Here is a 25,834-nt window from a genome sequence, read left to right as displayed (position 1 = left end):
TTAGGAACGCGGCCAAATTTAGGAAAATTTACACCCTTTGTTAAGGGTAAAATTGGGCTTTTATTATCTTTCAAAGCATGAAACAGTCCGATTTTCACATTTTACAAACCATCGCGTTATTGATTTTGGCTATAACTATTTCAGCCAGCGCCATGGTTGCACGCCCCTCCATAAACGGAAAACTCCATGTACAAGGAACCGGCCTTTACGACGAAGCCGGAACGCAGGTCGTACTGAGGGGTGCAAGCACCCATGGTCTCACCTGGTTTCCGCAGTTCGTGAACAACGGACTTTTCAAGCAGTTGAGCACCGAATGGAACACGAACCTGATCCGCCTCGCCATGTATTCGGACGACTATGTGCATGGCGACCGTCAAAAGAACCTCGAAATATTGCGAAAGGGAGTCCAATATGCCATCGACAACGATATGTACGTGATGGTCGACTGGCACATTCTTACGGACAACAACCCGAACGAAAACCTCGCCGAAGCCATCAACTTTTTCAATATGATGGCAAAGGAATACGCAAATGTCCCGAACGTGATTTTTGAAATCTGCAACGAACCCAACGGCGACTGCACCTGGGAAGATATTAAAGAATATGCGAATATCATCATTCCCGTCATCCGCAGGCACAAGCCCGATGCATTGATTTTAATCGGTACACCAAACTACGACCGAGAAATTCAATTCCCGGCTAAAGATCCGATAAATTTTGAAAACATCATGTACACGTTCCATTTTTACGCGACCTCGCACAAAGACGAATTTCGGGCCAAGCTCCGCGAAGTTGTTGGGCAAGGAACACCCATCTTTGTTTCAGAAAGCGGCCTCTGCGAAGAAACCGGTGATGGGAAAATTGATTTTGAAAGCGTAAAAACATGGTACCGACTGCTCGATTCCCTGCATTTAAACTACACGATTTGGAGCCTGTCTAATAAAGAAGAAGAAGCCTCCATGATCAAGGACGATTCGTACGCCACGGATTCCTTGACTGACAAAGACCTTACGCTTTCGGGCCAATTTGCGAAGGCCATTTTCCAGGGAACCGACATAGACAAAATCGAGCTTGCCTACGAACCGAAATCCCAATTCAAGTTAATGGCTCGCACCGCGCCCTATAAGGTTTGGGCCCTATTCGCCATCCCTGTATTCATTATTCTTTTCATCACCCTTCTCTTTCACAAGTTCAAAAAAAGATTCAAGACTCAAAAAATCAAAACCTACGATGACTTGCTAAAGTACAGCCCCGATAAAGGCGCATTAAAGTTCAATTCCAAGCCCAGCAAAGTCATTCTGAGCGACCTGTTCCTGTTTTCAAGTTCTTTTTGCACCTTGATTTACCTTTGTTGGCGCGTTTCCTGTTCCATTCCCTTTGCCTACGGCTGGATTGCGATTATCGGAAGCTGCATCTTGCTAGTCATCGAGATTCTCGGCTTTTGCGAATCCATGATTCACTACAGCAGCATGCTCAAATTTCGCGAGCACCCGCTCCCTAAAATCGCCGACGAAGACTACCCCGATGTGGACATCTTTATTTCGACTTATAACGAACCGCCCGAACTTTTACGCAAGACCATTATCGGTTGCAAGTATATGGAATACCCCGACAAGAACAAGGTTCACATTTACCTGTGCGATGACCATCGCAGGCCTGAAATGCGCAAACTTGCCGAAGAACTCGGAGTCCATTATTTTGACCGCCCAGACAACGAAGGCGCCAAGGCCGGAAACTTGAACAAGGCTCTGGAACGTACCCATTCGCCTTACGTAGTGACATTTGACGCCGACATGATTCCGCAGAGGAAGTTCCTGCTCAAGACAATTCCCTATTTTGTGGACGCCGAACGCATCAACGAAAGCCTCCCCGAAGAAAAGCGCCGACCGCTGGGATTTATACAAACCCCGCAATCTTTCTATACCCCCGACGTATTCCAGCACAATCTTTACGCCGAGACCAAGGTTCCTAACGAACAGGACTTTTTCTACGACGTCATCGAAGCGGCCAAGACATCTACCAACAGCGTGATTTACGGCGGATCAAACACGATTATTTCGCGCAAGGCACTGGAAGCCATTGGTGGATTTTATACAAAATCCATTACCGAAGACTTTGCCACAGGCATGCTGATTGAATCAGCGGGCTTTGTGAGCCTCGGCCTTTCGGAACCATTGGCCTCGGGCTTAGCCCCCTCGACCTTCAAGGAGCACGTGCAGCAGCGCACCCGCTGGGGTCGCGGCGTGATTGCCACCGCAAAGCAGCTCAAGTTCCTGCGCAACCGCAAGCTGGACTTATCACAAAAGCTCAGTTACCTCAGTTCCGTGCTCTATTGGTTCTCGCCCATCAAGAACTTGATTTACCTGATTTCTCCTTTGATGTTTGCCGTTTTCTGCATTCCGATTTTCAAGTGCACCTTGGTTGACCTGGCCTTGTTCTGGCTCCCCATGCATTTGCTTTCGATGGTTGCATTAAGAATTACAAGCCAAGGAAAAATTTCGTCCCGCTGGAGCGGCATTTACGAGACATCGGTCATGCCATTCTTGCTTATTCCGATTATCAAGGAAACCTTGGGTATCACCCTTTCTACATTCAAGGTCACCAAAAAAGAAAAGTCCAACAAGCGACAAACCATCGACAAGCGAAGCCTTGTTCCCTTCGTGGTCCTGCTTGCATTAACGGTTGCGGGCATTATCCGCATGTCGTACATGCTGATAGCCTTGAAATATATCGGAATTTTGGCAGTTCTCTTCTGGCTACTTCGCAACACATACTACCTGACGATGTGCATATTCCTAGGAATGGGCCGAGATTCCGATGGCGAAAACGTCAAGGTCCGCGCCGCCGAAATGATTACCATTCAGAAAGAAGATGGCCGCCAAATTGACGGCATAACGACAAAGCTCTTGGAACATGGTGTCGACATTTACACGGACGAACTGGACGTACTTTATTTAGGCGAACCCATCGAACTTCATATTTCAAACAGCAAATACAATTTAAATGTCCAGGGAACCGTCGTTTCCATCCACAACTCTTGCAATCCCGACATTCCCAGTGTCTACACCATAGAAATTCTCGACTTCCATGGTCAAAAAGACGAATATATACAGATGCTCTACGATAGAAAGCCTACGCTACCGCAACGCCTGCGGCTTGGCGAAGGCCACATTGACAACCTTTGGAACAACGTCGCCCACCGCATCGCAAGCCGGTAATTTTTCTATCTTTTGTTATAAATAAAGGAGGAAAAAATGATCAAAAAATTATTCATTTGTTTTACATTCTTCGCATTTATCGCCTGTGGAGATGACGAATCCAGCACATCGCCAACTCAAGAACCTTCCGAAAGTTCCAGCAGTGCAAAAGAATCCAACCTAAAGGAATCTTCGAGCTCTGTATCTGACAAAGCTGGTTCAGAACAAGGCAAAAGTTCTGCGACAAACAATGAAAAAAGTTCATCTTCAACGGACCTCAGCAGCTCCAGCACCATTCCCACGATGAAGGAATGCGTCACGAGCGTCCGCTACAACGAAGTCATTCCCTCCTGGGAAGAGTATCAGGCATATAAAGGCAACAACTGCGATAAAGAAGGGCTCGTCCTGCTGACGGAAGACAGCAAGATACTTGTCACCTGTAAAGACGGAACCTGGTATCCTGAAATAATCAAGCCCTGCCCTGCAGGAACCGTGAAGAGTAGTTCTTCCTCGGAATCGCCTAAGTCTTCATCTTCAATTGCAATTTCGTCTTCGGCGGTGCAGATTTCCTGCCACCTTTACGACAAGGCTCCCACGGTTATCGGCTGCGAAGGCAAGTCGAAGCCCAATTGGAAATTCCTGAACCCGGACGTTGAATACCACTGCCTAGAGGACGAACGCGACGGTCAGTTCTACGCCACCGTTAAAATCGGGGAACAGACCTGGATGGCGGAAAACCTGGCTTACGCCGACGAAGAAAAAACGCCCAACCTGGCAGGCAACCATTGGTGCGATGCGAATGCAGACAGTTGCGCCCTGTACGGGCAGCTCTATAATTTCATGGGCGTCATGAATTTCAATACCGATGAAATGATGGAAGCTGGTTTAATTAAGGACTCCCTTTTCGGAAAATGGGAAAATCCCCAGCAGGGAATTTGTCCTAGCGGTTGGCATGTTCCCACGATTTCTGAATGGATGACTTTGAGCAAGGCCGTTGGCGCGGAATGCGATGACGAAACCAAGACAAGTTTCCCAGATTGCCGGGGAGGCATCGTAAAACTGAGATCCACCTGCGGATGGCAATACGACTCTGACGGGAACGAAGACATTGCGACAAACGAATTGGGATTTGCACTCCTCCCAGTCAGTAACACCTACGGCTCGGAACTTTTCCCCAACGGGAAGCGCGCATACGTTTGGACATCTACCGCCAAATATTGTAGCGAATGCGCTAACAATCGTGCATTAGCTTACCACATCGTTGCAACCACTGGCAAGGACGGATACGGAGTCGATGAAGGGACTCTGCTCGTTCGAGGTCGCAGTCTGCGTTGCGTAAAGGACTAAATTCTGTCTGATTTTTCTATCTTTACGCCCGAAAATTCAACCTAAACCCCCAAGAGACTATGCTTTTCAATTTCGACATGATCCAGGGCGTCTATGCCCGCATTCCCGCCCGCGTTGAAGCTGCCCGCAAGCAGCTGGGCCGTCCGCTCACCCTCGCCGAAAAGATTATCTACAGCCACCTGATCGATGGCGCCGAGAACAGGACCTATGAACGCGGCAAGGATTTTGCCGAATTCCACCCCGACCGCGTGGCCATGCAGGACGCTACCGCCCAGATGGCCCTTTTGCAGTTCACCACCGCCGGTAAGGCCCGCGTGGCAGTACCCAGCTCCGTGCACTGCGACCACTTGATTATCGCCCGCGAAGGTGTCGAAAAGGACCTGCCCCGCGCGAAGGAAGAAAGCAAGGAAGTTTACGATTTCCTCCAGTCCGTGTCCGCCAAGTACGGCATTGACTGCTGGCTCCCGGGTGCAGGCATCATCCACCAGGTGGTGCTCGAAAACTACGCCTTCCCGGGCGGAATGATGATCGGTACCGACTCCCACACCGTGAACGCTGGCGGCCTCGGCATGCTCGCGATTGGCGTGGGCGGTGCAGACGCTGTTGACGCCATGGTCGGCCTTCCGTGGGAACTCAAATACCCGAAGATGATCGGCGTGAAGCTCACCGGCAAACTCCAGGGCTTCGCTACCGCGAAGGACATCATCCTCAAGCTCGCAGGCATCTTGACCGTGAAGGGCGGCACCAACGCCATTATCGAATACTTCGGCGAAGGCGCACGTAGCCTCAGCGCTACCGGCAAGGCAACGATTGCGAACATGGGTGCCGAAGTGGGCGCTACCTGCTCCACCTTCAGCTACGACGATTCCATGAGCCGCTACCTCAAGGTGACTGGCCGTGCCGACGTGGCCGCCGCTGCCGACAAGATTGCAGAACACCTCAAGGCCGACCCCGAAGTCGAAGCAAATCCGGAAAAGTTCTTTGACCGCGTCGTGGAAATTGACCTGAGCACGCTCGTGCCGCACTTCAACGGCCCGTTCAGCCCGGACCGCGCCTACGCCGTGACCGACATGGCAGAATCCCTCAAGGCCACCGAAACGAAGCCGGAATCTACGCCGGTCGTAAGCGCCGCCCTCATCGGTTCTTGCACGAACTCCAGCTACGAAGACCTCTTCATGGCAGCAAACATGATCAAGCAGGCTCTCGCCAAGGGTCTTTCCCCGAAATGCCCGCTCCTCATCAACCCGGGTTCCGAACAGGTGCGCTACACCGCCGAACGCGATGGTCTCATCGACTTGTTCAAGCAGTTCGGTGCCACCATCATGACGAACGCCTGCGGTCCTTGCATTGGCCGTTGGGACCGCGCCGGTGCCGACAAGAAGGAACTCAACACCATCGTCCATAGCTTTAACCGCAACTTCGCAAAGCGCGCCGACGGCAACCCGAACACCCACGCCTTTGTGGCTAGTCCGCTCATGGCTGTGATTGCCGCCCTCTCCGGCGACATCCGCTTCAACCCCATGACCGACACCCTGGTGAACAACGAGGGCAAGGCCGTGAAGCTTGACCCGCCGGAACAATGCGAACTCCCGCCGAAGGGCTTCGAAGTCAAGGACGCCGGCTACCAGGCTCCTGCGGTCGACGGTTCCAAGATTACCGTTTCCATCAATCCCGAAAGCAAGCGCCTCCAGGCTCTCGCTCCGTTCGCGGCTTGGGACGGCAAGGACATCGCCGGCGCCCCGCTCCTCATCAAGGCCAAGGGCAAGTGCACCACCGACCACATCTCCATGGCCGGTCCGTGGCTCAACTACCGCGGTCACTTGGAAAACATTTCGAACAACATGCTCATCGGCGCCGTGAACGCTTTCAACGGCGAAACGAACAAGGTCCTCTGCCAGTGCGGTGAATACAAGGAAGTCCCCGAACTTGCCAAGATTTACAAGGCCAAGGGTACGGGCTCCATCGTGATTGGTGACGAAAACTACGGTGAAGGCTCCAGCCGCGAACACGCTGCCATGGAACCGCGCTTCCTCGGCGTGAAGGCCGTAATCGTGAAGAGCTTCGCCCGCATTCACGAGACGAACCTCAAGAAGCAGGGCATGCTGGCCCTCACCTTCAAGAATGCTGCCGATTACGACAAGATCCAGGAACAGGACGTGTTCGACATCGTTGGCCTCACCAAGTTCGCCCCGGGTTCCGAGTTCACCCTCGTTGCTCACCACAAGGATGGCTCTGTCGACAACATCGCCCTCAGCCACACCTACAACGAACAGCAGTGGGCATGGTTCAAGGCTGGCTCCGCCCTCAACTTGATCCGCGCGAACAACAAGTAAGGTCCAAACCTGGCGGAGCTACCCCCAAAAGCGGAAAAACTGTTCATTTTTTGAAAATAACACAAAAACGTGACACTTTTTTCGCTTTTGATTATATATATTGAGGGTATAGCACCGTCGGGTGCCAAAAGATTTTATTTATTAAAAGGATAATTATGCTTTCTTACGCTGAAGCCTACAAAATTGCAGCCGACGTCCACAAGAACCAGATGGACAAGGCCGGCGGCCCCTACATTGATTTTCTGCAGAACGTTGCAGACTACCTCAAGAACAAGGGTGAATCCGAAGAGGTTCAAACGCTCGCCATTTTGCAGGACTTGATTACCGATTCTACCAAGAAAACCCCTGAAGAAGTGATCGCTATGGGCGTTCCGGCCGACATGGTCGAAAAGATCCAGAAGATGACTTACCACAAGAACCAGGGCTGGATCGACGAATACAGCTGCAAGCTGATGGCCGAAGGTGTCCCCGCCGAAGAAGCAAACTACGAAGCCCGCGAAAAGGAATTCGTGAAGTTCATGGGTACCCTCAAGGATGACCCGCTGATGGCCAAGGCCAAGAGCGCCATTCTGAACGTGCTTTTGGAAGACAAGTACATCAAGCGTCAGGAACGCCGCGAACTCAAGACCAAGTTCCGCCTCAAGAAGTACCAGGCGGCTATCGAAGCCCTCGGCGTGTAACCCCATTCCGAATTCGGATTTCTGAGTTCAGAAACATTTTTATGGCAGACGAAAGTCTGCCATTTTCTTTTTGCGCTCCATCGCATTCCCATTGCAGTTCATCATAAGAGTTTTATCTCACGTCAAAAAACAGTAGCCGAAAAAGCCGTATTTTGCTATTTTTACGCGCGTAATTTAAGAGTCCCCGTAAACCATGCGGGGCAAAACAAAAAGGAACACAACCATGGCAAATAAAGTCTATAACTTTAGCGCAGGACCGTCTGTCCTGCCCGAACAGGCACTCAAGGAAGCATCTGCTGCATGCATCGACTTCGAAAACAGCGGCATCAGCATTCTCTCCATGAGTCACCGTTCAAAGCCGATTGAAAACATGTTCGCCCAGACGGAACAGTACCTCCGTGAATTGATGGGCATCCCTGAAGACTATGACATCGTTTTCCTCGGTGGTGGTTGCTCCCTTTTGTTCTGCATGCTCCCGATGAACTTCCTCGACCAGGACGCTACGGCCGACTACGCTCTGACCGGTGTCTGGGCAAACAAGGCTTACAAGGAAGCTAAGCAGTTCGGTAACGCTCTCGCCGCTTGCGACACCAAGTCTGAAACTTACAGCCGCATCGACAAGAACCTGAAGCTCTCCGACAACGCCAGCTACCTCCACGTGACTGCCAACAACACCATCTACGGTACCGAATGGCACAACTTCCCGAAGCCGAAGTCTGGCTTCCTCATGGCTGACGTGAGCTCCGACTTCCTCGCTCGTAAGATCAACGTGTCTGACTTCGGCGTTGTGTACGGTGGCGCTCAGAAGAACATCAGCTGCGCTGGCGTGACTGTTACCATCATCAAGAAGGGCCTCCTCGGCAAGGTGAACCGCACCATCCCGACCATGCTCAACTTCCAGACTCACATTGACGCTGCCAACATGTTCAACACTCCTCCGGTATTCGCCGTGTACGTGATGAACCGCACCCTCAAGTGGCTCAAGGAATTCGGTGGCGTGGACGCTATCGAAAAGGTGAACCGCTCCAAGGCCGCTCTCCTTTACAGCGCCCTCGACAACTCCAAGGTGTTCGTCGGTACTGCTGCTAAGGAAGACCGCTCCATCATGAACGTTCCGTTCGTGTTCAACAAGGACGTGGTTGCCGCTGACAAGGCTGACGATCTCGCTAAGGAATTCCTCGAATTCGCAAAGGCTCGCGGTCTGCAGCAGCTCAAGGGTCACCGCTCTGTGGGTGGCTTCCGCGCATCCATTTACAACGCAATGCCGGTCGAAGGCGTGCAGGCTCTCGTTGACTGCCTCGGCGACTTCGAAAAGAAGGTTCTCGGTTAATTAATCCGAACCCTCTCGAAACAATTCAAAAAGCCTCGGTGAAAACCGAGGCTTTTTCGTTTATAAAATTGATTAAGATTGCTTTCCCTCTTCGAGGGTCGCAATGACGTTATTAATCTTCGTTTTTCTTGAACTTGTTCACCACGTCGGGCACGATGTCCATGACCTTGGAGACAAGCGAACTGTCCTTGCTAATGGGCATCACGCGCACATCGTCACCCTTGATGACGAGGAAGGCGACCGGTTCCACCGAGGCGCCACCGCCAGAGGCAGAAGTATCACCCTTGGACTGGTGACCACCAAAACCGAAGCCCACCGACACGCGGCTCACGGGCACAACGGTAGATTCACCGGCCTGAATGGGGTTACCGATAACCGTTTCCGCCTTAGTGATGAAACGGAGCTTTTCCAAAAGAGTTTCTGCAAGTTTTTCAATAGCCATGTCTTTAATATAACAAATAAAAGTTAAAAACGAGCCTCAAAAATGCGGTCGCTGGCGGTAAAGAACGTGCGTTCCAAGTCCGGCCAAGACATATAGCCCCAGACAACGGCAACTCGCCCACCAGACAAACGACTTGCGATTCCGTAAGAGCCTTCGCCCGCTTCAAAGTAAACGCAATCATTTGCCGTAACAATTTCGTTCGGAGTCACCTGCTTAAGACCCGACGCCCATGTTTCAAACGCATCAGATTCTACCTGGTCCCAACTGCGGGCCACATTCCAGCGCAGGTTGCCGTCGCGGTAGCTTTGCACCAACACTGGGAAGGTCGACTTGACGCCCATAAAGAATCGGGTTTCTATAGAGGCGCGGCCTTGTTCGCGGTGTTCAAACGGCAAGCTCAAGAACGCCTGCGGGAATCCACCATGGTAGCCCGGGAACTTGCGCACGTAATCTTCCAGGTCAGCGCGCTCGTAACGGCGGTAGCTGTCATGCCTAAAGATAAAGATGCGCTTGTCAGCGCGGAAACTCTGTTCCAAGAAGTTTCCCCTCAGAATCGGGATACTCCCCTGGAAATGTCCGCTGTTCATGTAATAGTCAAGCGCGTAAACATCGCTTTCGAATTCAAGCACCGACACACCAAGCGTATCGCCAAGCATAATGGCGTAGCGGTAATCGTAGCGGCGTTCCAACGAAGGAATTTCAGCATTCTTCGAAGAATCAGCCTTGAACGAAGCCGGGCTCAAACGCTTGTAAGTAATCGAGGAATAATCAATCGGTTTTTCCACTTTCTTTTGGCAGCCTGCCACAAGCGCGACAACGCTTGCAACCAGAACCATCTTAAAGAATCGAGAAGAAAAACGCATAGCCTAAATTTAGTTAATAGTTGGTAGAACTTAGTTGGTAGAGCTTAGAAATTTCTACTCTGCAAAACTGCAATATTCCCGCAGGGGGCATTTGCGGCAATGGTCGGTAAAATGTCGGCAAATAAAGCCGTCGGTTCCGTCTTCCAAGTAGAATTGCAGGCTGTGTGCGGCCACGTAGGCGGTCAAGGCGTCAACCTTTGACTTTTTCACCTCGGCATTCTCGGATTGTTCCATCAAATGCTGCACAAGCGCCACATACATGTCAATCGCAAGCTTTTGCTTTTGCGCGGGCTCCAAGTCCGCAAAGCCGTCGCTTGCTGGCCCAAGAATTGAGAGGTAGCGGCGAGCGCCCATGGTCAGCGGCAAGGGCGGCCATTTAGGCGAAGGCGCACAGTCGAGCGAAAGCCCCACCGGTGCGGGCGCAAGCAAGCGGTAAATCGCGGCGCAAACTTTCGGGCGCGGGTTTCCCTTGCCCATAAAATAAATCTCGCCTAAATCGCGCCAGATTTCTTCGGGCGTGCGGGACTTGAGCCATTCCTGTAAATTCCCGTGCCGGCGCACAAAAAGTCCGACACTCCAGAAAATTCCTGCCACATTTTCGAACATGGACCAGGTGCGGCAACCGAATGCTGATTCTACGCATGATTCAATATCCTGCGCCTTCGGCACCGGCAGCGTCCAGAGTTTTTCACCAGGGAATTTTTCGTTCAGCGCCTGCAAAAGCGTCACAAATTCAGGGTAGCTTACATCTTGAAAAAGTGCCGTGCCTAAAAGCGTCCACGCGATGCGTTCGTTTGCGCCCTTTTCTTGCTTTGCAACCGTAAGAACCGGGTCATCGATTCGGGCAAACAACCGCACGAATTCCGCCGTCGCCTTGAACAACGCGGGCTCATCGTGAATAAATCGCTTGACCGAGACCATCGGCAAAACCTAAAATATTAGAGGGCCTCGCCCACCTTCACGGCAGTTCCTACGCGGCTCTGGAAGAGTCCCGGATTCCTTTCGCGGATTTTCTTGTCGACCACGAGGATCACGGTGCTGCCCATTTCGAAGCGGCCAAGTTCGCCACCCTTTTCCACGGTGATTTTCTGAGCGGGTTTCCAGTCGTAGCGCTTGCAGTTGCGCGGGAGCTTGCCCGCATTCACCAAGAGTTCGTCCGTGTAGGCAACCCCGATACGGCCCACGTTCGTGGCTCCGACCTTCACCACCAGCATTTCGGAACCGTCGTCCAAGCGCAAGTGGCTCGTAAGGCGTTCGTTGATGCAGAACAGGCCTTCTACGCGTTCCACGCTGCCGACATTCACCGGCCAAAGTGTACCCGGGCAGTAGCTCGCATCCACCACCTCGCCCTTCACGGGGCTATGAATGCGGTGGTAGTTGAACGGAGCAAGGTAAATCGTTGCGAAGGCGCCACCTTCAAAGCGGGCAGCCATTTCTTCGTCGCGAAGCAGGTCCTTGAGCGTGTAAGTCTTGCCCTTGGCCTGAATCAATTCCTGCTTTTCGTCGAACGTCGCCGTCTGCGAAAGCACTCCGTCCACCGGCGACACGATTTCGGAATCAGCAATCGGGCGCATTCCCGGCTTGAGCCTGCGGATAAAAAGTTCACCAATGTTTGCGTAATGATCAATCGGGAATTCCGATTCTTCCATGTTCAGCTTGTAGTAACTCGCAAAAGCATTGCGCATTGCCTTCGAAATCACGGGCAACTTGAGGCGAGTCAAAGCACCGAAGGCACGGCTAGCGGCATTCTTCGGCAACAACTTCATAAAGACATAAAAAGCAGTATTCATACGGCCAAAGATAGAAAACTTTTATTGCCAAGAAATTTGACTTAATAGCCACACGGATTGGAAATGCCTAACGGCATTTTTTATTAATATGATTATCACGCTGATTGTACTAACGTACTAAATGCTAGGCACGGAAGTAGGCTTGCAAGCAATCCTGTTTCACTCGCCTTACGCATTTATCGATATCACTAACGTGATTTCTGATGAGTTTAATAAGGTCCCCTATTGCGAAGAGCGCTCCGTCTCAGCCTGCACCGCACGCTCACATGGCCGTTCCGGAATGTTCGCTTTGCGGTCAGGCTCTCGCCTCCGCTTTTCCCGCACCCAAAAAGAACTAGTGAGTCAAGGTGTTGTTAGCATCCATCACACAACGGACTGGCTCAAACATATTTTTTCCACCTGAATTTCCATCAGAGTCTAAAGATTGCGAAACAGATGAAAAAAAGATGTTCTTTGCATTCTTTTGATTCAACTCAGTAGGCATCCAATAATTAACAAATTCATGGATTCCGGAAAAATCCTTCCCTCTAACCCATTCTCCAGTTGGAATAATCGCCATGCCAGAACTATTTGAACCAGCATTTTTTTCCCATACAGCCTTAGAACGGAGACTACTAGAATTTTTTGTAGTATGCGCCCATTCGTACTGATTCATAATATGCCAACCGTCCGGGCAAATTCCTTGCCAACGGACTACCCGAGGATCGCTAACGCTCTTGACAGCATTTGCAAAACTCTTGCACGCGTCATTACTGTCCACGGCAACAGAATCGCAAACCTTGGGTAAATTCATTGCCTCGGCCCAAGTGTAAAGACCGCCAAAATGGTTATCGCAGAACCATTCGTCATCTACGTAGCATAGTTTTTCTGTCACTTTGTCGTCAAATTTCGTTGCTCCGCCCAATACCATTTTACCGTAATTCAAGTTTTCGGCCATCACATAGAAGGTATCCCTTCCCTTACCATCCTCGGAATGCCAAATAAACTCAACATACTTGTACTTATGACCGTCTCGAGGGTCTTCAAACTCTAGATATTCTCCACGATAGCCAGCAAAAAGGCTATCCAAATTAGGGTGTTCCTTATTTTTTTCAATTGCAGCGAGAGAATCGAGGGAATCTTTTCGAACTGTGTATACGACAACCCAGTTATTGTTCTCACAAATATAGTGCGTGATAGTCTTCAAACCCTCAGCAGTCACATTATCCCCATTTTCGCAAAGATGAAATTCCTCGCTACTATTCGACTCAACCACCGACGAACTGCTATTCTTACCGCTTACGGAACTAGAGGATTTCTCTTCAATCGAGGAAGAAGACTTATCCTTGCCGGAACTCTTTTGAGAAGACGAGGATTGGAGATCCCCGCTCGAGGCGGGGATGACAGAAGACGAAGAACCGTCGCCCGGTTCCGGCGAAACAGAAGAAGAGGATTCATCGCCACATGCTGCGAGCAGGGCTAGGAGAATGGACAGAGCCAAAGCGTTAAAAATCTTCACAGAAGACCTCCGGTAACCTCAAAAGAACCTTTTTTCCAAATTTAAATTATTAAAACAGGAATCACGTTAGTGATTCCCCATCCGTGTGGATCCATCGGGGGTGTTAGGGGGCGGAGCCACCTAGGCGAGAGGGTGGTGAGCAACGAAGTGCGAGGCAGGGGGATTCTTCCCCCTTTTCCATGTAAAAACACTTTTTACTGCACATTCGCACACCAGGCGTATGCTTTTTGCTATATTGTGTCTGGAGCGATTTTGACACTCAGCTGTCAAAAAAATTGTTTATCTTTGTACCGACTTAAATTTTAACGAGAGTTTCTAATTACTATGGCAGCAGCAAAGTATACCGAAGACAGCATTAGAACACTGGAATGGAACGAACATATCCGCGAACGTCCGGGTATGTACATCGGCAAGCTCGGCGACGGCAACAGCCCCGACGACGGCATTTATGTGCTGGTTAAGGAAATTATCGACAACTCCATCGACGAATTCGTGATGGGTGCCGGTAAGCAGATTATCATAGACATTGAAGACCACAGCGCCCGCGTGCGCGACTTTGGCCGCGGTATTCCGCTCGGCAAGGTCATCGACTGCGTATCGAAGATTAACACCGGTGGTAAGTACGACTCCGAAGCCTTCCAGAAGTCGGTAGGTTTGAACGGTGTGGGTACCAAGGCGGTGAACGCGCTTTCGACCAAGTTTATCGTCAGGAGTTTCCGCGACGGCCGCGTGAAGGAAGCCGAATTCAGCAAGGGCAAGCTTGTCCGCGAAGAACGCGAAAAGAATACGACCGAAAAGAACGGTACCGAAATCTACTTTGAACCGGATGCCAGCATTTTCAAGAATTTCCGATTCCTGCCGGGCTACATGGAAGAAAAGGTCTGGAACTACGCCTACCTGAACAACGGCCTTTCGCTGGTGATGAACGGCAAGACCTACAACAGCCCGAACGGGCTCCTGGACCTGTTGCAGAACCATGTGGACGATTCTATCCGCTACCCGGTGGCCCATTTTAAGGCAAACGACATCGAAGTCGCCTTTACCCACGGCAACCAGTACGGCGAACACTACTACAGCTTTGTGAACGGTCAGCACACCACGCAGGGCGGTACACACCAGCAGGCCTTCCGTGAAGGCATCGTGAAGGGTGCCCGCGACCACTTCAAGAAGGACTTGGACCCGGCCGACGTGCGCAACTGCATTATCGGCGCCATTTCCGTGCGCATTCAGGAACCGGTTTTCGAATCGCAGACCAAGACCAAGCTCGGTTCGACGACGGTCGCTCCGGGTGGCGCCCAACTGCGTACCTGGATTGTGGATTACGTCGCCTCGCAGCTCGACAACTACCTGCACAAGAATCCGGAAACCGAAAAGGCCCTTTTAAACCGCATTACGCAGAACGAACGTGAACGCAAGGAAATCGCGGGCATCAAGAAGCTTGCGAACGACCGTGCGAAAAAGGCGAACCTGCACAACCGCAAACTCCGCGACTGCAAAATTCACCTGACCGACGTCAAGAATCAGTTGAACCGCGAAACCATGATCTTCATTACCGAAGGTGACTCTGCTTCGGGTTCTATTACCAAGGCTCGCAACGTGCAGACGCAGGCCGTGTTCAGCTTGCGCGGTAAGCCGCTCAACAGCTTCGGCATGACCAAGAAGGTCGTGTACGAAAACGAGGAATTCAACCTACTGCAGCACGCTCTCGATATCGAAAACGGTCTCGAGAACCTCCGCTACGACAAGGTGATTATCGCAACCGATGCTGATGTGGACGGCATGCACATTCGTCTGCTCTTGATGACCTTCTTCTTGCAGTTCTTCCCCGAACTCGTGGAACAGAAGCACCTGTTCATTCTGCAGACGCCGCTTTTCCGCGTGCGTAACAAACAGGTGACCAAGTACTGCTACGACGAAACGGAACGCGACAGAGCCGCCAAGGAAATCGGCAAGACCGGCCTCGAAATCACTCGATTCAAAGGTCTCGGCGAAATTTCTCCGGAAGAATTCGGCCAGTTCATCGGCGAAGACATGCGCCTTGAAACGGTGGTGCTTCCACCCGATGCCTCGTTCGGCAAGATGCTCGCCTACTACATGGGCAACAACACGCCGCAGCGTCAGGACCACATCGTGCAGAACCTCCGCGCCGAAGCAGTGGAAGAGCTGTAGTGATTAGTAGACAGTAGAAAATAGGCGGTAGGAAGTGACACGAACGTGTCATCCTGAGCGAAGCCGTTAGGCGAAGTCGAAGGATCTCTACTTAAGCAAAAAAGCAGCATTGAAATGCTGCTTTTTTTATCTTTAAGGGGCTTTGCCCCGAGCCCATGACTCAGTACTACACGACTTTGAACGCTTGTGTGCGGGGCACAGCCTTGATGTTCTTGGTCTTGCCCTTGCCGGGCTGGATCATGAGCACCTTTTCCATGCGGGTACCGTCCATCTTGAGCACGCGGAAAGTGTACCCCTTGATGGTGACTTCGGCGCCAGGAGACGGAATGATGCCGAGTGTTGCCTGAATCAGGCCCGAAAGCGTTTCCACATGGGAATTTTCGGGAGCTTCGAGTTCCACGCCGAGCTTGTATTCCAAATCGGAAAGCGTCATAATCGGGTCGAGAATGAAGCGGCCATCCTTAAGGCGTTGCACGTCTTCATCTTCGTCCACGTCATCTTCGTCCTTGATTTCGCCCACGATTTCTTCGAGAATGTCTTCGAGCGTGACAAGGCCAGCGGTTCCGCCATATTCATCCACCACGATGGCGAGCTGGTTACCCGTCTTGCGCAATTCGGTGAGCATGTCGTCAATCTTCTTGTGGTAAGGCACGAATACCGGCGGCATCACAAGCTTCATGATATCAAACGGTTCGTCGCGGTGTTCAGTGTACCATTCCAAGAAGTCACGGTTCGAAAGAATACCGACAATGTTATCGACGGTTTCCTTGTACACCGGCAAGCGGGAATGGCGTTCGGTATTCAAGACCTTCACCAATTCTTCAAGCGGAGTACCGGCTTCGACGGCGCACATGTCCACACGCGGCGTCATGATTTCGCGCACCGGAGTTTCCACGAAGTCGAAGATGTTCAAAATCATCTGGCGTTCTTCTTGTTCCAGGCCTTCGGCATCGGGGTCAGCCTCATCCGAAAGGTCGGCCTGAGCCTGCACAGCGTCGCGGCGTTCTTCAGGCAAGAAGCTCAACTTGGAATCGTAGCCCAAGACCTTCAGAATCTTGACAAAGAGCAGGTGGCAAATCTTTGCCGGCAGCGCAAACGGGAGTCGAATGAACTTGAACAGCGGAATCAGCACCACTGCAAAAGTGTCCGGCTTCAAGTTCCCGAGCAGGTTCGCCAAGAACACCGTAATGGTGTAAATGCCGATGCATGCGACCACCAGGTAAGCGGCAAAAGCCAGGAACCAGTAGTCCTGCACCCAGTTCCAGGGAATCATCTGGAACAGGTAAAAGCCCAGAACGCCCGCACCCACGTTACAGAAGATGCGACCGATCGAAATCGTCTCGTTAAAGCCCGGCAGTTCCACCAGGGATGCAACCACCTCTTCGCGACCTTCACGGTCACGAGCGTCACGCTTGGCATAAATGGCGCTAAAAGCAGCCTTGATCAGCGAAAACGAGAACGATGTCAGGACAAAAACAACTAGGAACGCGACGGCGTAACTTTCAGAAGATTCCATTAGGCACCTTCCTTGTACGGGTCAAGTCCCAGGAATTCGCATTCACGCTTGCGCATGACCTTACGGTCAGCGGCCTTGATGTGGTCGTAGCCCGAAAGGTGCAAAAGCCCGTGTACAATCACGCGCTTCATTTCGGCGTAAAACGTGTTGCCGTATTCGGGAGCCTGGCGGCGCACCTGCTCACGGGCGATGTAGATTTCGCCGAGCATGGCCTCATCTTCAGGGATTTCGACTCCAAGTTCGTTTTTCCATTCAAACGAAAGAACGTCGGTCACCTTGTCGAGACCGCGATAGTCGCGGTTCATGGTGCGCACGAACTCGTCGGTGCAGAGCACGATATTCACGTCTTTTTCCTTGCCTTCTTCGGCAAGGAGCTTGCGAGCCATCTTTTCGAACTTGTCCTTATACGGAAAAGCCTCGATGTCCCCCTCGCAAAGGAACTCGATATTATACTTCTTCTTTCGACTAGCAGGGTCTGGCATTAAATGTTATACCACTTCTTGAGGACGTCTATGATAGCTTCGGCCTGTGCCTTGCCCGTAATCTTGAACTTGCCCTGGGGTTTGAAATTGCCCGCCATCTTGCGGTAGCGGCGCAGCGACACCTTGGGTTCGGTAAATTCACCGGTCTTCGGGTCCCTTTCCTGGTAAAAGAACATCACGGTCGGCCATGCACCCTTCGAAAGGATTTCCTTGCCGATTTCCTTGATGACTTCTTCACCGGTATCTTCATCGCTATAGGCAACGGTCAGTTCTTCAACTTCCATATTCAGTCCTGTAGTTATAGGTTTCGACCTTCTTTCAAAATGCTTTGAAAAAAGTCTTTATTTCATTACTTAGGTGTATTGCACACATTCTAAGTATGCAAAAAAAATACATATATTTACGGCAGAATGTTACTATAAAGCGAGGCTTTATGTCTTTTTCACGTTTTTTTAGCCTTCAAGCCGCCCTTCTAGCCATTCTTGTCGGGGTTACATTTGCTGCAAAAACTGCTAAAATCCACTACGCTGTGGGTGAAGTATTCCTTTACCGCAATTCTGAAAAGCAGGTGGTAAAGTCTTCTGAACCGACTCCAGGCCTTAAAAAAGCCAAAAACGTCAAGGAAGGCGACAACATCGAAACCCTTTTGGAATCCGAAGTCATCGTCGCACTCCCCGACGGCGGTTCCTTCAGCATTCAGGAAAACACCTTTGTCGCCATCACGAAGCTTTCTTTTGAAAACGGCGAAAACAATTTTGAAACCGTCGTCAAAAAAGGCAGCATGAAGTTCGACGTGCAAAAGCAGGCGAACAACAAGAGCAAATTCAAGTTCAAGACCGGCAACTCCACCGCCGCCATCCGAGGTACAGACGGCTTTGTGGGCGTATCGAACAGCTGCTCCATTGCATCTCTTGCAACCGGAAATCTTGACTTTACCCCCGACGAAAATCAAAACATGACCTCTATTACAGGTGGTCAGACTATTGTTTATTGTAAAAAGGGACTTCTCATTCTCGAACTTGCCTCGTCGGGAAATTCGCAACTCTTTAACGCCCTCGACACGCTCCTGAGCAACACCTCTATTTCCCTTGATTCGCTCCAGAAAGCCATTCACGAAAAAGACAAGCAAATTTCGAAGCGCATAAACGAACAAAAAAGCAAGATTAAATGTTCCATTACCGCACTCCCCGACACGGTCTATTCTCCGAAACAGACCATCAAGGCAACCTGCACCAAGGGAACACACGTCCGCATTTTTGACCAGCCAATCCGTTCCAATGGTTCTGAAATCAGCATCAACGTCGACTGGGAACCCACCGAAGTCGGTCAAAAGAAATTCCCCGTCACCTGTTTCTTTGATGGAGATAATTCAACCTCATTCCAGTGCGGACTCGTAACAACCTATTACGCCCCAAATCCGAACGAATCTACTTCAAAAGCGCCCCTAACCATCACATCAGGAACTCCGCTAGAAGTTTGCGACCCAGCAATGGCCACAGTCGAAGGAACATTTGACACAACCGACCTGCAAGCAAATCTCACGGTTTCGCTCGGCAAATACACTTCGGCAAACCTTATACCGCTAAGCGCAAAAGGACAATTTACGCATTCAATTCCCGTGTCCGATAAAAACGGGAACTGGGACGAAAAAAATATCTATGTGAACTACACATCGTCTACCAACGGCAAGTACAAAGAAACCATACCGCTTAAGGTTATCAAGAGTTGCAAGACCGTAAACCTGTTGCCTCCTAAATTAACGCTTTCTGTAAACAAGTGCAAAGCATCGCTTTCTCTTGATCAAAGCAAAGGAGACAAATCTATTTATACCTTCTTCGTTGACAATGTCATCCAAAAGGAATCTTACTTCGAAAACGACAGCAAGTTTACCCAAAATTTGACTCAGGGTGTACATCTTTATACATTCCAGGTTGAAGATCTTGCCGGAAACAAGGACAAAATCAGCAAGACTCTTGAATGCTTCCCGCCCATCAAGACTGCCAAAATCCGCTTCGACAATGGCGACATTGAACTTCTTCCGCGTGTGCCGTCTCCGCCAGACAAACGAACCATTCCTAGATCTTTTGGCTTCTCGGTCACAGGGCTTCCGCAAAACGACCCGATTTACATCAAGCAAATCGTGATTTCGCAACCCGGTAAGCAGAACCAGATACTTCGCGGTACGGATTTACAGTCAAACCATATTGACCAACAGGTCAACATCCCCTACGGCACGACCAAAATCAAGGTAACAGTCACTTTAAAGAGCGGCGAAATTCTTGAAAAACCCAAAACATACGGGGTCCCGTAATGAAAAACAGCGTCCTTTTTTCAATTATCGCCCTAACGACCGTTTTGACATACGCCCAGGAACCGTCCGCTTTAGGACAAGGAACGCCACTAAGCGGTTCTGTCCACGGATTTATCAAAGTTGACCAATCTCCATATACCGTCACCGGAGATATCACCGTTGAGCCAAACCAGGTTCTCGTTATAGAACCGGGCGTCAAGCTTCAATTCGCTCCAGGAACAGGTCTTTATGTCAAAGGCCAGTTTGTTGCGGCTGGTTTAGGAGACGATGAAGTCGTATTCACTTCAGCAGCGAGCAATTCACAAAACGGAGACTGGAAGGGAATCTTTATTACCGGTAGCGAGCCTTCTGAAATCAGAGGTTCCATTATCATTGGTGCTGCAAACGGCATTGTCATTGAAAATAGTGCAGCCAGTATTCTGTCTAGCAAAATCAAAGAAACATCGAACCGCGGCGTATACGCCAAGAATTCAAAGGTGACAATCAGCGGAACGCAGTTCACCAAGAACAACGGTGCCGCAGTCCATATTGACAGTTACAGCGATGCCAACATTTTCGATGTTTATTTCGCCGACAATAACGTCGCCCTTTACAACGCCCCGCTCGCCATTACAGAAGTAACTTCGGCAAACTTTGAAAAGAACTCGTATGCCGTTTTGAACATGGCTAACAACCACTTGTCTTTCACCAACAGCCAAGTAAAGAACAACAAAGTGGGAGCAAGTTCCGCAGACGTTTTGGATAAAGGCGTCATTGAAAGCATTGGAGGAAACGAAACCGAATTCAAGAAGGATTACAACGGTGTCGCACAGGCACTCCCTGCAAGTCCTGAAATTCCAGGCATCGAAAGCCGCCCGATTAATGCTAAGGATAAAATCGCAGACTTATTTGCACAAAAAGAGGCAAACGAAAACAAAGCGGATTCCACACAAAAGCCTTGGAGCCTTATCGGTAGCGTTTCTCTCGACAACCACTACCATCACATAAAGACCCGCAAGGTGCATGGAGAACGCACCTCGAACAGCTTCGAAGTTCCCGGTTTTGGAACAGACGCGAGCATTTATCTTTTGATGCAATCGACCGACGGCAAGTCCATTGAATTCAACGGAGACATTTCCGCCAACACTTGGAACTATTTCTCGCCGAATCCGATTACGCTGACCTACACTGACAGCTACCACAAATTTGTGTTGGGTGACTTTACTCAAACCGGCGGTGACCTCTACATGACTTCGCTCCCGATCTTTGGTATCGGCTACACGCTATCACTCCTCAAGAATAACGCCAACCAGCCTGTGTTAGAATTGAACGGATTCTTTGGAGAAAACCGCAAGCCCTATTTGATTGGAGACCGCCACCCCGATATTTACAAGAACTATATAGAAGATGGTGAAGCCCAGGCACAACGCCTTGCTTACGGAGGATCTGTCAAATGGGCTCCCCTTCGCCACTTTGACATTAGCTTAGGCGCCATTTACGCCGATGATGAAATTCACGATCCGCTCCTACGCGATGGCGGAAGCCGCACCACCATTACAAGCGAGCCCTTACAACAATCGCTCACTTTGTACGCCGACGGAAATTGGCTATTCTACCCCGGCGATATCGAACTGAACGGACAAATTGCTGTTGGCCGTGCCGACACCGCCGACGTTTTCAGGGAACGCGCAATCAACAAGGTGTTTACCCAAGCCGGAATCAGCACGACATCGATGGCGAAGCTCCGTCAACTGATGATAAACGAAAACAAAATCAATTCGCTTTCGGCAGAAGAACTTGAAGAAATCTTTGGCGGTAATACCACTTTGACTCGTCCGCAAATGCGCGATTCCTTGCGTACTTTGATTCGCGAAGCCAAGACGCTAAAGAAGAACTACGACAGTGACCGTGACGAAGACCGCGTAATGGGTCTCAATTGGGGCAGTCAGAATTTCGCCTTCGGAGCTTCGCTCTACTGGAACATTTACAAGACATCGATTTCCACCCACCTCAAATATATTGGTGAAGACTTCTACAGCGCAGGTTCTCCGGATCAGCTTTCGGACACTCGTGAATTCGGCGCCAACATCAAGCAAATTATCACAGACTTCTGGACGCTTAACTTTGGGTACGCCCTTAATATCGAGAATGCCGCAAAAGATGGCAAAAACAATCTCTTTGGCCTTGGCGAAGGAACCCAATGGGGACTTTACAGCAACGACAATTCCAAATGGTTCGACGAACACGAACTGGATTATGACCGAACCAAATACATTCAGAACTGGACTTTGGGAAACGATTTCAAAATTGGAAAAAACATCGACGTGAATGTCGGATACAATCTGGAATACCGCACCCAGTACCGTCCCTACCAACTCCGTGGTAACTATATTCTGGAAGACGGTATTTATAAAGATGATTGGTTTGCCGCACGCATGGGCAACGCAACAACCGAAATCGTTGACGGAGAAACGATTACCGAAGTGGACGCTGCACGCTGGGCTCAGTACACGGGACTTTGGGGCGAAGAATATCTCGCTTCTAAATTCCAGGAAAGAATCTACAAGAACACATGGAACTTGGACCTTTCTGTCAAGGCTTTCAATACCACGTTCAGAGCCGGCGGACGTTGGACTCTCCGCACCGACGATTCCAAGTTCTATAAAGACGACTTGATTAAAGGCATGAATCTTTCGAATACAACTTGGGCTAAGCTGGGTTACTATTTTGGCGGCGCAGACTACTTTGAACACGCTTACCCACTTTCGGCAACAACCAATTTGAATAATATTCAGAATCACTTTGGTTTTACTCCCCGCTTTAAGAACTACGAACGCAACGACATGACCGAACGGGAATTCACAATTGACGATGAATTCGAAATTCCGTTCCGGAATCGATTCCTGATTCTCGGCCTTTCCGCTGAATTCCGTTACCTGAACACAGATTGGGAAGAGAACGGCAAAAGCGAAGACGAAACCGAAATGGACGTGTTGGGCAACATAAACCTGCGAGTAAACCACACCAAGCGTTTGAGCTCGGAATGGTATACGGGTGCAGCCTATTACCACCGCCCGGATAACTTGAGTGACGAATACAAGGATATTTACGGCGGTGTCCGCGTAAATTACGTGTTCTAATTTTTAAATTTGGAGGTGATGTTCACCTACCGCTACAGAGAACTAAGCGTTGCGCTTGCCAAGAAAGGCAAGTATCGCGAGGCTTTGGCCAAAGAACTCCGCCTGCACCCCGAAGAAATTTTCAATTTGCAGGTGGAGCGTTTTTCGTTGGATAGCCGTCGCAAAGGAGACCCTAAGTGGTCTTACAACGTGATTTTCGACTTGAAGCGCGAAGTCCGCGCCACAGGAAATCACGCCAAGGGACTTGTAGCGGCAACACGTGACAAAGAAAGTTTAGAGACCGACCCGCAGAAAAACAGCGTCGCAATGCCCGGGCATGTAGACGTGATTGGCGCAGGCCCGAGTGGACTTTGGGCAGCATTACATTTGCTACGTAAAGGTTTTGCCGTCGATTTGTACGAGCAGGGCAAATGCGTAGAAGAACGCTTCCGCGATATTCGCCGATTCTTTGTCGACCGGAATTTTAACGCCTACAGCAACGTGCTTTTTGGCGAAGGCGGTGCGGGGGCATTCAGTGACGGGAAGCTTAATACCCGCACCCGGAACCTGTTCGTGGAACAGGTTCTACACGACATGGTCGACTTTGGAGTCGACGAATCGGTCGTGACCTTCGCCAAGCCACATATCGGCACGGATCGTTTAGTGCTCTTGTTGCGAGAACTGCGCGCCGAAATTGCAAAACTTGGCGGCAAGATTCATTTTAGCACAGCACTTGAAGACATCGAGATTAAGGATAGCCGCATTGCGGCGATCCAGCTGCGAGACGTTTCAACGCCAAGTTCTCAGGCGAATTGGAAACCCTGCGAAGCCTTGGTGCTCGCCGTCGGGCATTCTGCCCGGAGCATTTACGAAATACTCCACGCCCGTGGCGTCGCGCTCGAAAGCAAGGCTTTTGCCATGGGCGTGCGCGTCGAGCACCCGCAAGCGCTTATCAACATGCGCCAACTCGGTCTGAATGTAGACACCAAGCTCACGGGTTCCGCCGAATATTTTCTCGCCACCCCGACACTAAACAAATCGAGCAGCGCCTACAGTTTCTGCATGTGCCCGGGTGGCGTTCTGGTGCCCTGCGCCTCAGAGCCCGGGACCCTTGCCACCAACGGCATGAGTTACAGCCGCCGCAATGGTCCCTTCGCCAACGGCGCCATCGCCGTGCCCATTGCCGCAAGCGACAAGCTCTTCGGCGGGCTTGAATTCCAGCGCAAAATCGAAAGCGACGCCTACGCGGTCGGCGGCAAGAGTTACGCCGCTCCGGCCCAAACCATCAAGGCGTTCCTCGCCCACCGCGAAGACATATCGCTTCCGAAATCCACCTACCCCTGCGGGCTTGTGCAAAGCAATCTGTGGGACTGGATGGACAAAACCATTTGCAAGAGCCTCGCCGAAGGATTCCAGAACTTTGACAAGAAGATTCCTGGATTCATCGAGGAAGGCCTAATTGTCGCCCCCGAAACACGCACCAGCAGCCCACTACGCATGAGTCGCAACAACGAAACGCTTGAAAGCGTGAATACCAAGGGCCTGTTTGTGCTCGGCGAAGGCGCCGGATATTCCGGCGGAATCGTCACTAGCGCCGCCGACGGCGTGCGACTCGCCCACTACGCGAAAAAGGAAAGCTTATGATTACCCGAGTCATTGACCGCAATTTTGCCAACATGCGCCTCGACCGTTTTTTGCGCAAGGCATTCCCCGACGAATCGCTGTCGGTCTTTTTCGCCGTTATTCGCAAAAAGAAAGTCCGTGTGAATGGCGTTGTGGGCAAGGCGAATCAAATGTTGCAAGAAGGCGACACCGTCTGCATCTATGAAAACTTTAAGAGCGTCGATGCGGATTCCCAAGGCGCCACCAATGTCATCCAATTCCCCGCAAGCCAAAACGAAGAAGCAAAATCTAACGCAGGTTTTGCAAAAGCTAAATCGACCTGGGGCAAGAGCGCCTCTTCTGCCGAAAAACAATCCGGCTGGGGCGCAAAGGAACTCGACATAGTCATTCAAACCGAAGACTATGTGGTCGTGAACAAACCCTCGGGCCTTGCAAGCCAACCGGGCTCCGGCACTCGCCCCGGCGAGAGCCTTGTAGAATACCTGTGGGAATGGGGCCGCCGCGAAGGGCTCGACTTTAAGCCCACCATCGCCCACCGCCTCGACCAAGAAACTTCCGGCATGATTATCGCCGCCCTCCACGGCGACACGCTCCGCGACTTTACGCGCATGATTCGCGAACACGAAGTCGACAAGTTCTATTACGCTCTCGTTAAAGGCAACCTCAAAAAAGACAAGGGAACCATCGACGAGACGCTTACTCGCACCGATGCCGCCAAGGGCAGCAAAATGAAGGTCGGCGAAACCGGCAAAGACGCCCAGAAGGCAATTACGCATTACCGAGTCAAACAGCATTACGAAGGCTACGACCTCGTGAAAATCAAGCTCGAAACTGGCCGTATGCACCAGATTCGCGCCCACTTCGCAAGCATTGGGCACCCGCTCCTCGGCGATACCCGCTACGGCGATTTCGCGCTCAACCGCGAAGTCAAAAAGCAACTCGGGCTCCACCGCCTCTTCTTGCACAGTTGCCGTTTGGAATTTGTGTGGCACGGCGATAAAATCGTGCTTGATTGCCCACTTCCTAAGGAACTGCAAAGCGTCGTGGACCAGCTAAAGCCAATCCGCCACGAACACCGATAAGAACTTCTAGACTTTTCTCCACCTCCAAAAAATTTTTTTGTACTTTTACAAAGGGATCGGGAGGTCTAAGGAG

General features: G+C 50.8%; 18 protein-coding genes. 10 read left to right on the top strand and 8 right to left on the bottom strand.

Going from position 1 to position 25,834, the window contains the following annotated elements:
- The first annotated feature begins 77 nt into the window (after positions 1 to 77).
- From QOL41_RS05845 to serC, 5 genes are all read left to right on the top strand, one after another.
- Positions 78 to 3,218 carry a cellulase family glycosylhydrolase gene (locus QOL41_RS05845; protein ID WP_283428997.1) on the top strand — a complete coding sequence of 1,047 codons (3,141 nt, stop codon included), beginning with the start codon at positions 78 to 80 and terminating at the stop codon, positions 3,216 to 3,218.
- 36 nt (positions 3,219 to 3,254) lie between these two features.
- Positions 3,255 to 4,544: an FISUMP domain-containing protein gene (locus tag QOL41_RS05840; protein ID WP_283428996.1), complete on the top strand. Its 1,290-nt coding sequence runs from the start codon at positions 3,255 to 3,257 to the stop codon at positions 4,542 to 4,544.
- A 59-nt stretch (positions 4,545 to 4,603) separates the two neighbouring features.
- Complete coding sequence (locus QOL41_RS05835; protein ID WP_283428995.1) at positions 4,604 to 6,877, top strand: aconitate hydratase; 2,274 nt, start codon at positions 4,604 to 4,606, stop codon at positions 6,875 to 6,877.
- 155 nt (positions 6,878 to 7,032) lie between these two features.
- Positions 7,033 to 7,557 (top strand): hypothetical protein, encoded by a 525-nt coding sequence (locus QOL41_RS05830; protein WP_173653459.1) that lies wholly within the window; start codon positions 7,033 to 7,035, stop codon positions 7,555 to 7,557.
- Positions 7,558 to 7,780: 223 nt separating this feature from the next.
- Positions 7,781 to 8,887, top strand: a complete 1,107-nt coding sequence (serC, locus tag QOL41_RS05825; protein ID WP_072797053.1) for a 3-phosphoserine/phosphohydroxythreonine transaminase — start codon at positions 7,781 to 7,783, stop codon at positions 8,885 to 8,887.
- Positions 8,888 to 8,999: 112 nt separating this feature from the next.
- Here serC and QOL41_RS05820 read toward each other — a convergent pair whose 3' ends face one another.
- The 5 genes from QOL41_RS05820 to QOL41_RS05800 form a co-directional block, all read right to left on the bottom strand.
- A complete protein-coding gene (locus QOL41_RS05820; RefSeq protein ID WP_173364933.1) occupies positions 9,000 to 9,329 on the bottom strand; it encodes a GerW family sporulation protein in 330 nt (109 codons plus the stop codon).
- A gap of 23 nt (positions 9,330 to 9,352) precedes the next feature.
- Positions 9,353 to 10,192, bottom strand: coding sequence for a glycosyltransferase family 61 protein (locus tag QOL41_RS05815; protein ID WP_173653460.1), 840 nt, complete (start codon positions 10,190 to 10,192; stop codon positions 9,353 to 9,355).
- Between the two features lie 54 nt (positions 10,193 to 10,246).
- Complete coding sequence (locus QOL41_RS05810; RefSeq protein WP_283428994.1) at positions 10,247 to 11,113, bottom strand: hypothetical protein; 867 nt, start codon at positions 11,111 to 11,113, stop codon at positions 10,247 to 10,249.
- Between the two features lie 17 nt (positions 11,114 to 11,130).
- Complete coding sequence (gene asd, locus QOL41_RS05805; protein WP_283428993.1) at positions 11,131 to 11,982, bottom strand: archaetidylserine decarboxylase; 852 nt, start codon at positions 11,980 to 11,982, stop codon at positions 11,131 to 11,133.
- Positions 11,983 to 12,316: 334 nt separating this feature from the next.
- Positions 12,317 to 13,480, bottom strand: coding sequence for an FISUMP domain-containing protein (locus QOL41_RS05800; protein ID WP_283428992.1), 1,164 nt, complete (start codon positions 13,478 to 13,480; stop codon positions 12,317 to 12,319).
- A gap of 324 nt (positions 13,481 to 13,804) precedes the next feature.
- Here QOL41_RS05800 and QOL41_RS05795 point away from each other — a divergent pair, with 324 nt between their 5' ends.
- Positions 13,805 to 15,649 carry a DNA topoisomerase IV subunit B gene (locus tag QOL41_RS05795; RefSeq protein WP_283428991.1) on the top strand — a complete coding sequence of 615 codons (1,845 nt, stop codon included), beginning with the start codon at positions 13,805 to 13,807 and terminating at the stop codon, positions 15,647 to 15,649.
- Between the two features lie 166 nt (positions 15,650 to 15,815).
- On the opposite strand, the gene QOL41_RS05790 is transcribed toward QOL41_RS05795, so the two are convergent.
- The 3 genes from QOL41_RS05790 to QOL41_RS05780 are packed head-to-tail and all read right to left on the bottom strand — an operon-like array spanning position 15,816 to position 17,931.
- The gene (locus QOL41_RS05790) at positions 15,816 to 17,165 is read right to left on the bottom strand and encodes a hemolysin family protein (protein WP_283428990.1); all 1,350 of its coding nucleotides are present in this window, start codon (positions 17,163 to 17,165) and stop codon (positions 15,816 to 15,818) included.
- Positions 17,165 to 17,647 carry an rRNA maturation RNase YbeY gene (gene ybeY, locus QOL41_RS05785; protein WP_083564456.1) on the bottom strand — a complete coding sequence of 161 codons (483 nt, stop codon included), beginning with the start codon at positions 17,645 to 17,647 and terminating at the stop codon, positions 17,165 to 17,167. The genes QOL41_RS05790 and ybeY overlap by 1 nt, the downstream gene beginning before the upstream one ends.
- Positions 17,647 to 17,931, bottom strand: a complete 285-nt coding sequence (locus tag QOL41_RS05780) for a hypothetical protein (protein WP_163438680.1) — start codon at positions 17,929 to 17,931, stop codon at positions 17,647 to 17,649. Before QOL41_RS05780 ends, ybeY begins: the two co-directional genes overlap by 1 nt.
- A gap of 245 nt (positions 17,932 to 18,176) precedes the next feature.
- On the opposite strand from QOL41_RS05780, the gene QOL41_RS05775 reads away from it, so the two are divergent.
- Genes QOL41_RS05775 through QOL41_RS05760 form a run of 4 tightly spaced genes read left to right on the top strand, consistent with a single transcriptional unit; the run spans position 18,177 to position 25,761 of the window.
- A complete protein-coding gene (locus tag QOL41_RS05775) occupies positions 18,177 to 19,958 on the top strand; it encodes a FecR domain-containing protein (RefSeq protein WP_283428989.1) in 1,782 nt (593 codons plus the stop codon).
- The gene (locus QOL41_RS05770; RefSeq protein WP_283428988.1) at positions 19,958 to 23,077 is read left to right on the top strand and encodes a right-handed parallel beta-helix repeat-containing protein; all 3,120 of its coding nucleotides are present in this window, start codon (positions 19,958 to 19,960) and stop codon (positions 23,075 to 23,077) included. Before QOL41_RS05775 ends, QOL41_RS05770 begins: the two co-directional genes overlap by 1 nt.
- An 18-nt stretch (positions 23,078 to 23,095) precedes the next feature.
- Positions 23,096 to 24,700 carry an NAD(P)/FAD-dependent oxidoreductase gene (locus QOL41_RS05765; protein ID WP_283428987.1) on the top strand — a complete coding sequence of 535 codons (1,605 nt, stop codon included), beginning with the start codon at positions 23,096 to 23,098 and terminating at the stop codon, positions 24,698 to 24,700.
- Entirely contained in the window at positions 24,697 to 25,761 is a 1,065-nt protein-coding gene (locus tag QOL41_RS05760; RefSeq protein WP_283428986.1) for an RluA family pseudouridine synthase, read from the top strand. Before QOL41_RS05765 ends, QOL41_RS05760 begins: the two co-directional genes overlap by 4 nt.
- The last annotated feature ends 73 nt before the right edge of the window (positions 25,762 to 25,834 follow it).

This window comes from Fibrobacter sp. UWB10, from assembly GCF_900182935.1.
Classification (GTDB): Bacteria; Fibrobacterota; Fibrobacteria; order Fibrobacterales; family Fibrobacteraceae; genus Fibrobacter; species Fibrobacter succinogenes_O.
This window is presented reverse-complemented; position numbering and strand designations above follow the sequence as displayed.

What these genes read in the sequence shown, in the direction of transcription:
- QOL41_RS05795 (WP_283428991.1), top strand. Translation starts at nt 13,805, where the DNA reads ATGGCAGCAGCAAAGTATACCGAAGACAGCATTAGAACACTGGAATGG.
- QOL41_RS05770 (WP_283428988.1), top strand. Translation starts at nt 19,958, where the DNA reads ATGAAAAACAGCGTCCTTTTTTCAATTATCGCCCTAACGACCGTTTTG.
- serC (WP_072797053.1), top strand. Translation starts at nt 7,781, where the DNA reads ATGGCAAATAAAGTCTATAACTTTAGCGCAGGACCGTCTGTCCTGCCC.
- QOL41_RS05845 (WP_283428997.1), top strand. Translation starts at nt 78, where the DNA reads ATGAAACAGTCCGATTTTCACATTTTACAAACCATCGCGTTATTGATT.
- QOL41_RS05815 (WP_173653460.1), bottom strand. Translation starts at nt 10,192, where the DNA reads ATGCGTTTTTCTTCTCGATTCTTTAAGATGGTTCTGGTTGCAAGCGTT.
- asd (WP_283428993.1), bottom strand. Translation starts at nt 11,982, where the DNA reads ATGAATACTGCTTTTTATGTCTTTATGAAGTTGTTGCCGAAGAATGCC.
- ybeY (WP_083564456.1), bottom strand. Translation starts at nt 17,647, where the DNA reads ATGCCAGACCCTGCTAGTCGAAAGAAGAAGTATAATATCGAGTTCCTT.
- QOL41_RS05790 (WP_283428990.1), bottom strand. Translation starts at nt 17,165, where the DNA reads ATGGAATCTTCTGAAAGTTACGCCGTCGCGTTCCTAGTTGTTTTTGTC.
- QOL41_RS05835 (WP_283428995.1), top strand. Translation starts at nt 4,604, where the DNA reads ATGCTTTTCAATTTCGACATGATCCAGGGCGTCTATGCCCGCATTCCC.
- QOL41_RS05760 (WP_283428986.1), top strand. Translation starts at nt 24,697, where the DNA reads ATGATTACCCGAGTCATTGACCGCAATTTTGCCAACATGCGCCTCGAC.
- QOL41_RS05830 (WP_173653459.1), top strand. Translation starts at nt 7,033, where the DNA reads ATGCTTTCTTACGCTGAAGCCTACAAAATTGCAGCCGACGTCCACAAG.
- QOL41_RS05780 (WP_163438680.1), bottom strand. Translation starts at nt 17,931, where the DNA reads ATGGAAGTTGAAGAACTGACCGTTGCCTATAGCGATGAAGATACCGGT.
- QOL41_RS05810 (WP_283428994.1), bottom strand. Translation starts at nt 11,113, where the DNA reads ATGGTCTCGGTCAAGCGATTTATTCACGATGAGCCCGCGTTGTTCAAG.
- QOL41_RS05840 (WP_283428996.1), top strand. Translation starts at nt 3,255, where the DNA reads ATGATCAAAAAATTATTCATTTGTTTTACATTCTTCGCATTTATCGCC.
- QOL41_RS05820 (WP_173364933.1), bottom strand. Translation starts at nt 9,329, where the DNA reads ATGGCTATTGAAAAACTTGCAGAAACTCTTTTGGAAAAGCTCCGTTTC.
- QOL41_RS05765 (WP_283428987.1), top strand. Translation starts at nt 23,096, where the DNA reads ATGTTCACCTACCGCTACAGAGAACTAAGCGTTGCGCTTGCCAAGAAA.